The 12995-nt window shown below is 74.7% G+C and carries 18 protein-coding genes; 11 read left to right on the forward strand and 7 right to left on the reverse strand.

Annotated features, from left to right (window positions below; genetic code table 11):
* Nucleotides 1–39 precede the first annotated feature (39 nt).
* Nucleotides 40–1539, forward strand: a complete 1500-nt coding sequence (locus OO57_RS01095; RefSeq protein ID WP_234337177.1) for an amidase — start codon at nt 40–42, stop codon at nt 1537–1539.
* A gap of 14 nt (nt 1540–1553) precedes the next feature.
* Here the strand turns inward: OO57_RS01095 and OO57_RS01100 are convergent, their stop codons facing one another.
* Nucleotides 1554–2075, reverse strand: a complete 522-nt coding sequence (locus tag OO57_RS01100; protein ID WP_033250309.1) for a DinB family protein — start codon at nt 2073–2075, stop codon at nt 1554–1556.
* A gap of 3 nt (nt 2076–2078) precedes the next feature.
* On the reverse strand, nt 2079–2876 hold the full coding sequence (locus OO57_RS01105; RefSeq protein ID WP_033250310.1) for a VOC family protein: 798 nt from the start codon (nt 2874–2876) through the stop codon (nt 2079–2081).
* A gap of 313 nt (nt 2877–3189) precedes the next feature.
* Here OO57_RS01105 and OO57_RS43450 point away from each other — a divergent pair, with 313 nt between their 5' ends.
* The 4 genes from OO57_RS43450 to OO57_RS45055 all read left to right on the forward strand — a co-directional run bounded on the left by OO57_RS43450 (nt 3190) and on the right by OO57_RS45055 (nt 5235).
* Nucleotides 3190–3729 carry a hypothetical protein gene (locus OO57_RS43450; protein WP_051776317.1) on the forward strand — a complete coding sequence of 180 codons (540 nt, stop codon included), beginning with the start codon at nt 3190–3192 and terminating at the stop codon, nt 3727–3729.
* A gap of 110 nt (nt 3730–3839) precedes the next feature.
* Complete coding sequence (locus OO57_RS42095) at nt 3840–4163, forward strand: TolB family protein (protein WP_033250311.1); 324 nt, start codon at nt 3840–3842, stop codon at nt 4161–4163.
* Between the two features lie 233 nt (nt 4164–4396).
* Nucleotides 4397–4882 (forward strand): hypothetical protein, encoded by a 486-nt coding sequence (locus OO57_RS45050; RefSeq protein ID WP_033250312.1) that lies wholly within the window; start codon nt 4397–4399, stop codon nt 4880–4882.
* Nucleotides 4879–5235: a TolB family protein gene (locus tag OO57_RS45055; protein WP_234337178.1), complete on the forward strand. Its 357-nt coding sequence runs from the start codon at nt 4879–4881 to the stop codon at nt 5233–5235. Before OO57_RS45050 ends, OO57_RS45055 begins: the two co-directional genes overlap by 4 nt.
* On the opposite strand, the gene OO57_RS01130 is transcribed toward OO57_RS45055, so the two are convergent.
* Both OO57_RS01130 and OO57_RS01135 read right to left on the reverse strand, forming a co-directional pair.
* Complete coding sequence (locus OO57_RS01130; protein WP_033250314.1) at nt 5226–5822, reverse strand: hypothetical protein; 597 nt, start codon at nt 5820–5822, stop codon at nt 5226–5228. The two genes, OO57_RS45055 and OO57_RS01130, sit on opposite strands and share 10 nt — an antisense overlap.
* Nucleotides 5823–5859: 37 nt before the next feature.
* Nucleotides 5860–6375 (reverse strand): SixA phosphatase family protein, encoded by a 516-nt coding sequence (locus tag OO57_RS01135; protein WP_033250315.1) that lies wholly within the window; start codon nt 6373–6375, stop codon nt 5860–5862.
* A gap of 112 nt (nt 6376–6487) precedes the next feature.
* On the opposite strand from OO57_RS01135, the gene OO57_RS01140 reads away from it, so the two are divergent.
* Nucleotides 6488–6982, forward strand: coding sequence for an FBP domain-containing protein (locus tag OO57_RS01140; protein WP_033250316.1), 495 nt, complete (start codon nt 6488–6490; stop codon nt 6980–6982).
* 6 nt (nt 6983–6988) lie between these two features.
* Here the strand turns inward: OO57_RS01140 and OO57_RS01145 are convergent, their stop codons facing one another.
* Together OO57_RS01145 and OO57_RS01150 are read right to left on the reverse strand one after the other, a co-directional pair.
* Nucleotides 6989–7507, reverse strand: coding sequence for a YbhB/YbcL family Raf kinase inhibitor-like protein (locus OO57_RS01145; protein WP_033250317.1), 519 nt, complete (start codon nt 7505–7507; stop codon nt 6989–6991).
* A 75-nt stretch (nt 7508–7582) separates the two neighbouring features.
* Nucleotides 7583–8431, reverse strand: a complete 849-nt coding sequence (locus OO57_RS01150; protein WP_033250318.1) for an alpha/beta hydrolase — start codon at nt 8429–8431, stop codon at nt 7583–7585.
* Nucleotides 8432–8525: 94 nt separating this feature from the next.
* Between OO57_RS01150 and OO57_RS01155 the strand changes: the two genes are divergently transcribed.
* From OO57_RS01155 to OO57_RS01165, 3 genes are all read left to right on the forward strand, one after another.
* Nucleotides 8526–9689, forward strand: coding sequence for a hypothetical protein (locus OO57_RS01155; RefSeq protein ID WP_033250319.1), 1164 nt, complete (start codon nt 8526–8528; stop codon nt 9687–9689).
* Nucleotides 9690–9810: 121 nt separating this feature from the next.
* On the forward strand, nt 9811–10107 hold the full coding sequence (locus OO57_RS01160) for a type II toxin-antitoxin system VapB family antitoxin (RefSeq protein ID WP_014136828.1): 297 nt from the start codon (nt 9811–9813) through the stop codon (nt 10105–10107).
* Between the two features lie 204 nt (nt 10108–10311).
* Nucleotides 10312–11007 (forward strand): LytR C-terminal domain-containing protein, encoded by a 696-nt coding sequence (locus OO57_RS01165; RefSeq protein ID WP_033250320.1) that lies wholly within the window; start codon nt 10312–10314, stop codon nt 11005–11007.
* A gap of 103 nt (nt 11008–11110) precedes the next feature.
* Here OO57_RS01165 and upp read toward each other — a convergent pair whose 3' ends face one another.
* Nucleotides 11111–11746, reverse strand: a complete 636-nt coding sequence (gene upp / locus OO57_RS01170; RefSeq protein ID WP_030457462.1) for a uracil phosphoribosyltransferase — start codon at nt 11744–11746, stop codon at nt 11111–11113.
* A gap of 156 nt (nt 11747–11902) precedes the next feature.
* Between upp and OO57_RS01175 the strand changes: the two genes are divergently transcribed.
* Both OO57_RS01175 and OO57_RS01180 read left to right on the forward strand, forming a co-directional pair.
* Entirely contained in the window at nt 11903–12139 is a 237-nt protein-coding gene (locus OO57_RS01175) for a hypothetical protein (protein ID WP_033250321.1), read from the forward strand.
* A gap of 285 nt (nt 12140–12424) precedes the next feature.
* Nucleotides 12425–12985, forward strand: coding sequence for a hypothetical protein (locus OO57_RS01180; RefSeq protein ID WP_033250435.1), 561 nt, complete (start codon nt 12425–12427; stop codon nt 12983–12985).
* Nucleotides 12986–12995: the final 10 nt, after the last annotated feature.

A 12995-nucleotide genomic window follows, 5' to 3' on the forward strand; every position in this document is an offset into this window, starting at 1 on the left:
GCCTACTCGGCGGTAGGGTCACCGGCACGCTCGGGCTGGGTGATCTCGGAGGTCGTGGTGGAGTACGGCGAGTACCGCGGGTACGACGCGGTGGGGTTGGCCGCGCTGGTGGCTGGCGGGGAGGTCTCGGCCGGGGAGCTGCTGGAGGTGGCGATCGAGCGGGCCGAGCAGGTCGGCGGTCGGCTGAACGCGGTCGTCCGGCCGATGTACGACCTGGCCCGGGCCCGGGCCGCCGAAAAGCTGAGCGGCCCGTTCGCCGGGGTGCCGTTCCTGGTGAAGGACCTGATCCAGGACTACGCGGGCCTGCCGACCGGCAGTGGCTGCCGGGCCCTGCAGGACGTCCCGGCGGCGGCCCACGGCGAGTCGGTGCGGCGCTGGCTGGACGCGGGGCTGGTGGTGTTCGGGAAGACCAACACGCCGGAGTTCGGCAGCAAGGGCGTCACCGAGCCGGAGGCGACCGGCCCGGCCCGCAACCCGTGGGACACCGGACGGACCCCGGGCGGCTCCTCGGGCGGTTCGGCGGCGGCGGTCGCGGCGGGCGTCGTCCCGGTGGCGGGCGCGAACGACGGCGGCGGGTCGATCCGGATACCGGCGGCCTGCTGCGGCCTGTTCGGCCTGAAGCCGGGCCGCGGCCTGGTCCCGGCCGGCCCAGCGGCCGCCGAGCACCTGCACGGCGCGGCCACCGACGGCGTCGTCTCGCGCAGCGTCCGGGACACCGCCGCGATGCTGGACGTGCTGGCGGGCGCCCCCGACCCGGCCGGGCCGTACCTGCCCCACCGCCCGGCGGAGCCCTTCGCCGAGGCGGCCCGCCGCGCGCCCGGCCCGCTACGGATCGGTTTCACCACCCGCTCCCCGCTGGGCACCGAGGTGCACCCGGAGGCGGTCGCGGCCGTCGCGGACGCCGCCGCCCTGCTGGAGGGCCTCGGCCACCACGTCGAGGAGGCCGACACCGGCATCGACGAACGCGGCCTGGCCCTGGACTTCCTGGCCATGTGGGCCACCGAGACCGCCGCCACCGTGGACGAGGTCAAGCGCCTCACCGGCTCCGGGAACGCGGGCTTCGAACTGGACACCCACGTACTGGCCGCCGCCGGACGCCGGATGCGCGCGCCCGCCTACTACGCGGCCCACCAGCGCTGGAACCTGTACAACCGGCAGCTGGCCACCTTCCACACCCGCTACGACCTGCTGCTGACCCCGACCCTCGCCCGCCCTCCGGTCCACATCGGCGAGTTGGACACGCCCCCGGCCGTCCGGACGCTGGCCCGGCTGCTGCTGCCGTTGGGCCTACTGGGCCTGCTCAGCCGGACGAAGGCGTACGAGGAAGCGGTGATCACCAACCTGGCGCCGGTCCCGTTCACCCAGCTCGCCAACATCACCGGCCGCCCGGCCGCCAGCGTTCCGCTGCACCGCACCCCGGACGGACTGCCGCTGGGCGTGCAGTTCGTGGCACCGCTGGGCGGCGAGGGCACCCTGCTCGCCCTCGCCGCCCAACTGGAGTCGGCCCGCCCCTGGGCCCACCTGGAGCCCGCACTCTGAGTGACCGTCAGCCGTCAGCCCATGGTCTTCTGCCCGTCCAGCGCCTCGCGCAGGATGTCGGCGTGCCCGGCGTGCTGCGAGGTCTCCGCGATGACGTGCAGCAGGACGCGGCGCATGCTCCACGACGCGCCGGGTTCGAACCAGGGCGCGGCGGGCAGCGCCTGCTCGCTGTCCAGGTCGAGGGTGGCGACCAGGTTGTCGGTGTGCTCGGCGACGGCCCGGTAGCGTTCCAGCAGGACGTCCAGGGTCTCGCCGTCGGTCATCCGGAACTGCTCGGCCCAGCTGTCGGCGTCGTCGGGCGCGCCCTCGGCGCGCATCGCCTCGGCGCCGCCGACGGCGAACCGCAGCCAGCGCTCCTCGACCCCGGCGACGTGCTTGACCAGCCCGCCGAGGGTGAGTTCGCTGACGGTGGTGCGCTGTCGGGCCTGTTCGTCGGTGAGGCCGCGCGCGGTGTAGCGCAGGAAGCCGCGCTGCTTGTCGAGGGCGGCGAGCAGGTCGGCGCGTTCGCCGGTGAGGTCGGGGAGCGGGGTGACCATGCCTCAGCCCACCTCCACCGTGTTCGGCCGCCCGCCCTCGGCGGCGCCGGGGTCGATCAGCGAGAACGCCGCGCCCTGCGGGTCGACGAAGGAGGCGAAGCGCCCGAACGGGCTGCTCATCGGCCCGAAGACGAGCTGCCCGCCGGCCTGGGCGACCCGTCCGGCGGCGGCGTCGCAGTCGTCCACCAGGAAGTAGACGCTGATGAACGGCGGCACCTGGGCGGGCACGTCCGGCCCCATGCCCATCGCGCCGAGGACGGGCGTGTCGCCGAGGTGGTAGATGCTGTAGTCCACCTTGTCGTCGACGATCTTCCGCACCCGGTACGGGAACACCTGCGGGAAGAAGGAGTTGGCGGCGGCGGTGTCCCGGGTGAACACCTCGGCCCAGCCGTAGCTGCCGGGCGCGTCGCGCAGTTCGAAGCCCCGGTGGTCGCCGCTCTGCCAGAGGCCGAACACGACGCCCGCCGGGTCCTGGGCGAGCGCCATCGAGCCGAGGCTGCCGACCTGCACCGGCTCCAGCAGCACGGTGCCGCCGGCCGCCCGGACCCGTTCCGCGGCGGCCGCGGCGTCGGCGGTGGCCAGGTGGAGGACCCACGCGGAGCGGCCCTCCTGCCCGGGCGGCGGCGGGACGATCCCGGCGACCGCCTTGCCGTCCTTCAGGGCCTGCGTGTAGTTGCCGAACTCGGACGAGGCTTCGCCGAACGTCCAGCCCAGCACCTGTCCGTAGAACGCCTGGGCGCCCTCCGGGTCGGCGAACGTCGCGTCGGCCCAGACGGGGGTGCCCTCAGGTGGTGCCGTCATGGTGCGTCTCCCTCCGCTGTCGGGGTCCCCGCGGTCGGGGACCGGGGCCCGGGGTCGGACCCGGGGTCGGGCCCCGGGGCCGCCGCCCCGGGTGAAAGCACATGCCCTGCCACGCTAGCCAGTGCCCCCGCCGACCGCGCGGCGAGGCGCTCGGACGCACCCGAACGCCTGTTGCCGCACAGTGACAATTCGCTTACCCCGCAGGGTCATCCGACTGTGAAGCTTCACTCATCGCCCCGGAAGACGGAACGGAAGAACCGGCGGGGGCACCCGCACCACCCACCACCAGCTCCGTTCCCGGGGGGAACCATCCATGTCCGCGCGCGCCCGCCTCCGCCGCTCCTCCGCCGTCGCCCTGGTCTCCGCGATCACCGCCGGCTCCGCCCTCCTGCTGACCGCCTGCGACCCGTCGGCCGACGGCAAGGCCGCCGCCCGGTCGGCCGCCGCCACGCCGTCCCGCACCGCCGGGTCCGCCACCGCGACCCCGTCCGCGCCCGCCGCACCCGCCGCCACCCCGTCGGCCCCGGCCTCCGCCTCCGCGCCCGCCGCCACCCCGTCCGGCGTCGCGACCACCGCCCCGGCCCGGCCGTCCGCCCGGCCGGTCGAGGCCGCCCTCAACCTGACCGAGGGCACCGGCCTGACCATCAGCAACGGCACCCGCTACGTGGTGATGGACGGCAGGGTCGTCGACTTCGGCACCGTGGTCCGCGACCTGGCCTGGTCCCCGGACGGCAAGCGTGCCGCCTTCGTCGACGGCAACGGCAACCTGGAGACCTCCGACCCGGACGGCAGCCACAAGACCGTCGTCGCCAAGGCCCCCTCCGGCACCACCTGGTCCCCCCGATCACCCTGAACACCTACGCGGACGAGGACCCGGCGCCGGTCCCGCAGACCGGCAACCTGTGGCCCAACACCGCCGGACGGATCGGCTCCTCGGTCTACGCCAACGAGGACGACGGCCAGGTGTACATCCGCGACCAGTACCTGCGGCAGGAGGGCATGGCGGTCGCCAAGGGCTCGCAGCCCGACCGCGACGACGACGGGGACATCGTGTTCGTCCGCTCCGTCGCGGGCCACAGCCACCTGTTCACCAAGGGGAGCGACTACCGCGCGGCCGAGCGCGACCTCACCCCGCACGCCACCGCGGACTGCACCGAGCCCGCCTTCTCCCCCGACGGCCGGACCGTCGCCTTCCGCACCCCGGACGGCATCTACACCGTCCCCGCCGCGGGCGGCACCCCGACCAAGGTCTCCGACACCGTCGGCCTCCCCGCCTACCGCGGCTGACCCGCCCCGGGAGCCGACTCCCGACACACCGTCACCGACCCGTCCCGGTCCGCGAATTCAGGCTCCGCGAACCGGGGCCCCCGGTGCGACAGCCCGAGCGGCCCCCGCCGCCCGGGCTGTCGCACGCTGCTGCCAGGATGTGCCCGAAGCACCGGCGGCAGCCAGCCCGGGCCGGTCCGCCCGCCCGGACGCCCGGCTCCGCCCTCCGCATTCCGTTCTGGGGGAACCGCATCATGAACGAACGCACCCGTCCGCGCCGGTCCGCCGCCGCCCTGCTGGTGGCCGCCGTCACCACCGGGTCGGCCCTGCTGCTGACCGCCTGCGACCCGGAGGGCGAGGACACCGGCAGCACCGCCGCCTCCGCCCCGGCCACTGCCCCGACCAGCGCCGCGACCACCGCCGCCCCGGCCAAGGGCGGCAAGCTGAACAGGACGGCGGGCACCAAGCTGACCGTCAGCACCGGCACCAGCACCGTGCTGATGGACGGCAGGGCGGTCGACTTCGGCACCGTGGTCCGCGACCTGGCCTGGTCCCCGGACGGCAAGCACGCCGCCTTCGTCGACGGCAACGGCAACCTGGAGACCTCCGACCCGGACGGCAGCCACAAGACCGTCGTCGCCAAGGCCCCCTCCGGCACCACCTGGTCCGCGACTCCGAGGGCGCGCAGATCCCGGAGACCGGCAACCAGTGGCCGTACTCCAACGGCCTGTCCGGCATGACGGTGTACGCCAACAAGGACGACGGCCAGGTCTACTTCCACGACGTGGTCAGCCGGACCAACGGCGGCGCCGTCGCCGAGGGCTCGCAGCCCGCGCTGGCCGACGAGGGCGCGCTGGTGTTCGTCCGCTCCGCGAAGGGACACAGCCACGTCTTCGCCAGCCCGGCCGACGAGAACGCCGACCAGCAGATCGACCTCACCCCGGACGCGACGGTCGACTACACCGAGCCCGCGATCAGCCACGACGGCAGGACCGTCGCCTTCCGCGGCCCGGACGGCATCTACACCGTCCCGTTCACGGGCGGGAAGCCGGAGAAGGTCACCGACACCGTCGGCCTGCCCGCCTACCGCTGAGCGATCCGCTCCAACTCCTGCACCAGATTCGGAAGTTGCTGGTCGGCGTCGTCGTGCGGCAGCCACTCGACCGGGTCCAGGAAGCGGAACAGCACCTTGGTCGGGGTGATCGCGAACTCGTACTCGTCGAAGCCGACCACCGCGCCCGCGTCCCCCCGGGCGGCCCCGCGCACCACGTGCGCGGTGAGGTCGTCCGGGGTGCCGCCCTGCACGGCCGACACCCGGCGGCGGGCGTTCGACCGGGCCAGGTACGGGCAGACCATCGCGGCGTACAGCATGCACGCCCGGTGGCCGGGGCCCTCCGTGGTGGGCGCCATGTTCCGGTACGGGCGGCCCGCCGCCAGCGCCTCGCCGATCGCCACCGCCTCCGCGCCGCCGACCACCCGCCACACCGGCCCGCGCGGCATCAGCGTGTTGCACACCGAGCACAGCCGCTCCCGGGCGCAGGCCGCCGACCGGTCGTGGTCGGTCAGCGCGAACTGCGGCCGCCCGTCCTCCCACGGGGTGATCGCGGGCACCGGGTAGCCCCGCTCGTCACGCGGGCGGTCCGCCACGGCGGGCGGCTTGGGGACGGCATCGAAGCGCATGCCCCATGCCTATCACGCCCCCCGCACGCCCCCGCACTCACCCGCGCGGCACGACGTAATCGGTCAACTCGGCTCGTCCGGGTGCGAGTTGCCCCCATTCACCCGGTACGTCAAGCACCGCGATCCCGGCCGTGGAGAACTTCTCCCGGAGCCGTTCCAGCGCCCCGCCCCCGCCCCCGCTCCCCCGGGCCAGCCCCAGCACCAGTTCCTGCACCTCGGGCCGGTGCCCGACCAGCATCGCGGTGCGCACCACCGACGGCAACTCCCGCAGCAGGTCGACGAGTTCGTCTGGCTCGGCGCGGTACGCCCGCGGTTCCAGGACGAGTTCGGGCGCGCCGCCGAGTTCCGGCTCGACCAGCTCCCAGGTCTGCCGGGTGCGCACCGCGGTGGAGCAGAGCACCCGTTCCGGCACCACCTCGTGCTCCGCCAGCCACCGTCCGGCCGCCGCCGCGTCGGCCCGGCCGCGTTCGGCCAGCGGCCGCAGCTCGTCCGGGACGTCCGGCCAGTCCGCCTTGGCGTGCCGCAGCACGATCAACCGCCGCTGTTGGGTCATCCCCCCAGTGTGGCCCGCCCCGCGAACCGGGCTCCACCCAACGCGCGGGCCGGGACGATACCGGCGGAAAACCGGACGACGCCCCCGCGTCCGCTCGGTTAGCGTCGGGGGCATGCGTGCCCTGACCGAGCCCGAGATCCGGGCGTCCTTCGTCAACTGCTCCAAGGGCGAGGCCAAGCGCCTCCCCGTCCCGCGCGACCTGGCCGAGCGCCGCTGGGCCGACCTGGACTTCCTCGGCTGGCGCGACCTCGGCGCCCCCGACCGGGCCTACCTGGTCGCCGTCCTGGACGACGCCCCGGTCGGCATCACCCTCCGCTCGCCGAACGTGAAGCGCAGCCTGACCCGCACCAACGTCTGCTCGGTCTGCATCACCGCCCACGCGGGCAGCGGCGTCTGCCTGCTCACCGCCCCCCGGGCGGGCGCGGCCGGCCGCGAGGGCAACTCGGTCGGCACCTACCTCTGCGCCGACCTGGCCTGCTCGCTGTACGTCCGCGGCCTGCGCCGCACCGCCTCGGTCAGCCGCCCGGACGAGTCGCTCCCGCTGGAGGAGCAGATCACCCGGACGGTCGCCAACCTGGAGGCGTTCCTGCGCCAGGTGCTGGCCTGAGCGCCGCTACGCCGAGCGGTACTCCACCGTCAGCAGGGCCCGCCCCAGCGCGTGCGCGGTCAGCTGGAACCCGACCTGCGCCGCCGGGGTGTCCGGCCCGACCTCCAGGGCCGGGACGTCCAGCGCGTGCACCACGAACACGTACCGGTGGGCCGGCCCGGGCGGCGGCGCCGCCCCGTCGTACCGGTGCCCCGGGAAGTCGTTGCGGACGTGGAACGCCCCGCCGGGCAGCCCCCCGTCGTCCGCCCCGGCCCCGGCCGCCAGCTCGGTGACCTCCGCGGGCAGGTTCACCGCCAGCCAGTGCCACCACCCCGCCGCCGTCGGCGCGTCCGGGTCGTAGCAGGTCACCGCGAACGACCGCGTCCCCGCCGGGAACCCCGACCACGACAGCTGCGGCGACGTGTTCCCCAGCGCGTGCACGTGCGCGTCCGGCATCATGCCCCCGTCCACCAGGTCCGTGCTGCGCAGCCGGAACGCCGGCACCGGCGGCAGGAAGTCGTACGGAAGCGGAATGCGCCCGGTCATCGGTCACCGTCCTCGTCGAAGGTCCTCGGTATGCCGGCCCAGCCTATCCGCGGACCCCCGTCCCGCCGCCGGACCTCAGCTGCGCCAGAGCGCCTCCACCGCGGCCCCCAGCACGGTGCCGGTCCTCCCCAGGTCGAAGACCAGGTCGAAGTGGTTGCGCCCGCCCACCAGCAGCTCGTGCACCGGGACGTCCGCCTCCCGCAGCGCCTCCGCGAACTCCGCCTGCTGCCGTCCGAACTCGTCCGTCTCGTGCTCGCCCAGCGCCAGCACCACCGGCGGCAGCGCCGCCAGCGCGGCCCGCCCGGCGTGCAGCGGGCTGAGCGCGGCGGCCCGGGCGGGGTCGAGGCCGAGCGGCTGGTTGACGTAGCTGAGGGCGACGGGCTCCAGGTCGTAGACGCCGCTGAGCAGCGCGGCCCCGCGGATCCGCCCGCGCAGCCGCCGGTCGAGCAGCGCCGCCGCGGCCAGGTGCGCCCCGGCGGAGCTGCCGCTGAGCACGATCCGCTCCGGGTCGGCGCCGAGTTCCGCCGCGTGGTCGACCAGCCAGCGCACGGCCGAGGTGGTCTGCTCGACGATCTGCTCGACCGTCCAGCGCGGGGCGAGCCCGTAGCCGACGGCGGCGAACGCGGTGCCGTGCGGGACGAGGTCCAGCGCGGGGAAGGCCGAGTCCTCCTTGCCGAGCTCCTGCCAGAAGCCGCCGTGCACGAACACGTGCAGCGGGGCGCCCGTCCGGGCGGCGGGGAAGAAGTCGAGCAGCTCGGGCGCGTCGGGCCCGTAGCGCAGTTCGCGGTGGCCGGGCAGTTCGCACAGGGCCCGGCGGCTCTCGGCCGCGTACGCCGCGAGTTCGGCGTCGAAGTCGGCGGCCCGGGTGCTGGGCGAGTACTCCCGGTCGAGTTCCTGCTGGTCGAAGCCCCGGTAGACCGTCATGACGCCGCTCTCCTCACCCAACCAGGTATAGACCAATACGGGAGCGCACGGTTAGCGTGGTCACTCCCCGTACTTCCTTCTCCGGAGTTGCCCCGTGGAGACGTCCGTCCTCGCCTTCGCCACCGACCTGCTCGACGAAGGGGCCGACACCTTCTTCGGCAACCTTACCGACCGGGCCGGGGTCGGCGGCGTCACGCTCGCGTCCGTCTACCACGAGGCCCGGGACGTCTTCCCGCACAACCCGCGCCGGGTGCTGCGCTACCTGGAGCCGGGCGCCGCCTACTTCCGCCCCGACCCGGCCCGCTGGGCCGGGCGCCGGCTCGCCCCGCTGCCCTCCACCGCGATCGGGGAGCGCGACCCGTTCGCCGAGGCCGCCGAGGAGACCCGCCGCCGCGGCCTGAAGCTGCACGCCTGGACGGTCTTCTGCCACAACGACCGGCTCGGCTTCGCCCACCCGGACTGCGCGCCCGCCAACGCCTTCGGCGACCGCCACCTGACCGAGCTGTGCCCGGCCAACCCGGAGGTCCGCGACTACTGCCGCACCGTGGTCGAGGAGCTCGGCCGCTACGGCGTGGACGCGATCCGCGCCGAGTCGCTGCACTTCCACGGCCTGGCGCACGGCTACCACCACGAGCGCTACTTCGAGGAGCTCGGCCCGGTCACCGAGGCCCTGCTGTCGGTCTGCTTCTGCCCGCACTGCCTGGCCGCCGCGACCGCCGCGGGCGTCCCCGCCGAGCACGTGCGCGACACCGTCCGCGCCGAGCTGCGCTCCCGCCTCGCCGACGGGTCGCGCGCCCTCGCCCCCGCCGCGCTGGACGAGCTGGCGGGCGGCGCCTTCGCCGCGTACGTCGACGCCTCGGCCCGCACCGTCACCTCGCTGGCCGCCGAGTTGGCCGCCACCGCCGCCGAGCACGGCATGCGGCTGACCTTCATGGACGGCGGCGGCCCCGGCACCGGCTGGCTGTCCGGCATCGACCTGCCCTCGCTCGCGGGCGCCGCCCACCAGATCGAGACCCTCGGCTACGCGCGGACCCCGGAGGAGGTCCGCGAGAAGGTCGCCGCCTTCGCCCTGCACGGCGTCCGCCCGCGGGACATGGCGGTGATCCTGCGCCCGATGGCCTCCGACTGCGACGGCCCCGCCAACCTCACCGCCAAGATCGCCGCCCTGCGCGAACTCGGCGTCCCGGAGGTCGAGTTCTACCACTACGGCCTGATGCGGCTGTCCTCGCTGGACCGGATCGGCCAGGCCCTCCGCTAGCCGCCCGACGCCCGGAAAGCACCGTTCGCCCGCACAACGCCCGTTCCGTCCCCGCCTCCGGACAACGCACCGTTCGCCCCGCCTGCTGCGCCCGGAGCGTCCCGAACGGTAGGCTTTCCGTGTGATCTTCAAGCGCATCGGCAACGGACGGCCGTACCCGGATCACGGCCGGACCAGCACCCGCCAGTGGGCGGACGTCGCGCCGCGTCCGGTGCGGCTGGACCAGTTGGTGACCACCAAGGGCCAGTTGGACCTGGAGACCCTCCTCGCGGAGGACTCCACGTTCTACGGGGACCTGTTCGCCCACGTGGTGAAGTGGCGCGGCGACCTCTACCTGGAGGACGGGCTGCACCGCGCCGTCCGGGCCGCCCTCCAGCAGCGGCAGGTCCTGCACGCCCGCGTGCTGGAGATGGACTGACCCCGGGCCGTCCGCGGGCGGGTGCAACCGGGATCGCTACCGGTACGTCCTTTCGAGTGCCGTCATCCCCCGGATGATGATCATCCAGTACCTGCGCACCCGTTGTCGGATTAGTCTGCTGACTACAGCGGTCACGCGGCCCGTTCCCCCCGGCCGTTCCGCGGTCACCGGCACCCCACCCTGGCACCCATGGGGAGACAGACCATGAGCATGTTGACTCCCCGGGGTTTGAAGGGGAAGCAGTACCGCGTCACCGGAAACGCCTACCCCCGCCTCGGCCGCCCCCCGCGCCGCGGCCGGAAGGTCGCCCTCGGGCTGGGCGGCGTCCTCGTCCTGACCCTGGTCTCGGTCGGCGGCGTGCAGCTGTACGACGTCTTCACCGGCAAGCACAAGGACGCCACCGCCCAGGCCTGCGCCCCCGCCTCCGGCAAGCCGCTCGCCGCCCCGGAGGACTCCCCCTCGGCCGGCGCCCCCTCGGCCGGCGCCCCCGCCGCCGGCGCCCCGGCGCCCGTCCCCAGCAACACCGCCGTCCCGCAGCCCGCCGCCGTCAAGGTGAACGTCTACAACGCCACCGACAAGTCCGGCCTGGCCGCCCGCACCGCCGACGAGCTGCGCAAGCGCGGCTTCGTGGTCGACAAGGTCGGCAACGCGCCCGCCGCGCTCGACAAGAAGGTGCCCGGCACCGCGCAGATCCTCAGCGGCCCCGGCGGCCTCGGCGCCGCCACCCTGCTGCTCTCCCAGGTCGCCGCCGCGACCGCCACCGAGGACACCCGCACCGACGCCACCGTCGACTTCGTCATCGGCGACACCTTCAGCGCCCTCGCCGACCCCACCCAGGCCGCCGCCGCCCTCGCCGAGCTCACCAAGCCCTCCCCCTCCCCGGAGCCCGGCCACTGCTGACCCCGCCCGGGGCGCGGGCCACCGCACCGCGCCCCCGCGGACGCACGGGATCCGGCCGGGGACGGCACCCGTCCCCGGCCGGATCCTCCCTGCTCCGGGGCTCCTAGCCCGCCGTCCCGTACAGCCGGTCGCCCGCGTCGCCCAGGCCCGGCACGATGTAGCCGTGCTCGTTGAGCCGCTCGTCGACCGCCGCGGTGACCACCGTGACCGGTCGGCCCGCCAGCTCGCGCTCCATCACCGCGACGCCCTCGGGCGCGGCCAGCAGCACCACCGCGGTGACGTCGGTCGCGCCGCGCTCCAGCAGCATCCGGATCGCCGCGACCAGGGTGCCGCCGGTGGCCAGCATCGGGTCGAGCACGTAGATCTGCCGCCCGGAGAGGTCGTCCGGCATCCGGGTCGCGTAGGTCGACGCCTCCAGCGTCTCCTCGTTGCGGACCATGCCGAGGAAGCCGACCTCCGCGGTCGGCAGCAGCCGGGTCATGCCGTCGAGCATGCCGAGGCCGGCCCGGAGGATCGGGACGACCAGCGGCCGCGGGTAGGAGAGCCGGGTGCCCCGGGTGACGGCGACCGGCGTGGTGATCTCGACCGTGTCGGTGCGGACGTCCCGGGTCGCCTCGTACGCGAGCAGGGTGACCAGCTCGTCGGTGAGCCGCCGGAAGGTCGGCGAGTCCGTGCGCTCGTCGCGCAGGGTGGACAGCTTGTGGGCGACCAGCGGGTGGTCGACGACGTGGAGACGCATGGACCAAAGGTAACGGCCACCGGCACGTGTGTACGACTCCGTACGAACCGGGACGACCGGGGCGACCCGCCGGACCACCCGGGAACGCGTCCGGAATCACGGAAGTCGGGCCGCTCCTGTGGTATCCCCGGTGCCGATCTGGGAAAGTCGGAACCTATGAAGAGCAACCCGACGCGGGCGACCACCGCCGGCGCGGGCGGGTCCGGCTCGACAGACGAGTCCCGTCCGACCGCAGAGACCGACGCGGAGACCGACGCGGAGCGGCGCAAGCGCCGGGCCGTGTTCCTCCGCGAGCTGGCCGAGGCCCGGGAACTGCGGGCCCGGGTGCGGCCGAGACGGACGAAGGAGCGCCGGATGCGCGAGGCCATGCGAATGCGAACCTTCCGGATCTGACGGCCCGCGGGCCGCGCCCCGCACCGGAGTTGCGCCCCCGGGAACGCCCCGGCGCCCCCGCCGCAAGACCTCCGACGGTCGAGATCCGCACCCGCGGCGGCCGGAAGCCGACCATTCCGACACGACCTGCGAAGACGCGCTGCCGAACACCCCCCGCAGCGGCGGCCTTTCTGTCACGATGCGGTGGGACGGTCCGAACAGCGGACCGCCTTCTGGCGCGGGGGCGGCCGGACCGCACCCGCCCGAGATCGCCGACAGCCGAGACCAATCTTGGGAGTGTCCCTGGTGGCGTACTTCGCTGCAGTGCTTGCTCGCACCGGTGCCGGGTGGGATGTGAGCGAGACGGAACTCGACGACGTAGAGACCCTGGCCGACCTGACCGACCTGGCCCGCGAGGCGGCCGAGGACGAGGACACCGTGCTGGTCTTCATCGAGCAGGAGGACGCGTGGTTCGCCGTCCTGCGCATCGACGGTGAGGACGACCCGCGGATCTTCGTCTCCGACGCGGCCGCGGCGGCGCGCAGCTCGTACGGCGCGGTGCTCACCGACGAGTTGATCGAACAGGACGGGGAGGCCGACTTCGACGACCTCGACGGGCTCGTCGCCGGGCTCGACGACGAGGACGACGCGGTCGCCGAGGCCGATGACGAGGACGACGAGGAGCCGGGCGGCGGGCGGGGCGCGACCCCGGTCGGGCCGATCGGCGACTCCGAGCTGCTGACCGAGTTCGGGATGGCCGCCGCCGACCTGATGGAGCTGGCCGGGGAGGGCGCCGCGCCCGGCGACGCGCTCGGCGAGATCGCCGAGGCGCTCGGCTGCGGCGAGGTCCTGGAGGCCGTTCGGTAGCGGCGGGCCC

It is taken from the genome of Kitasatospora phosalacinea, from assembly GCF_000717185.1.
Lineage (GTDB): Bacteria > Actinomycetota > Actinomycetes > Streptomycetales > Streptomycetaceae > Kitasatospora > Kitasatospora phosalacinea_A.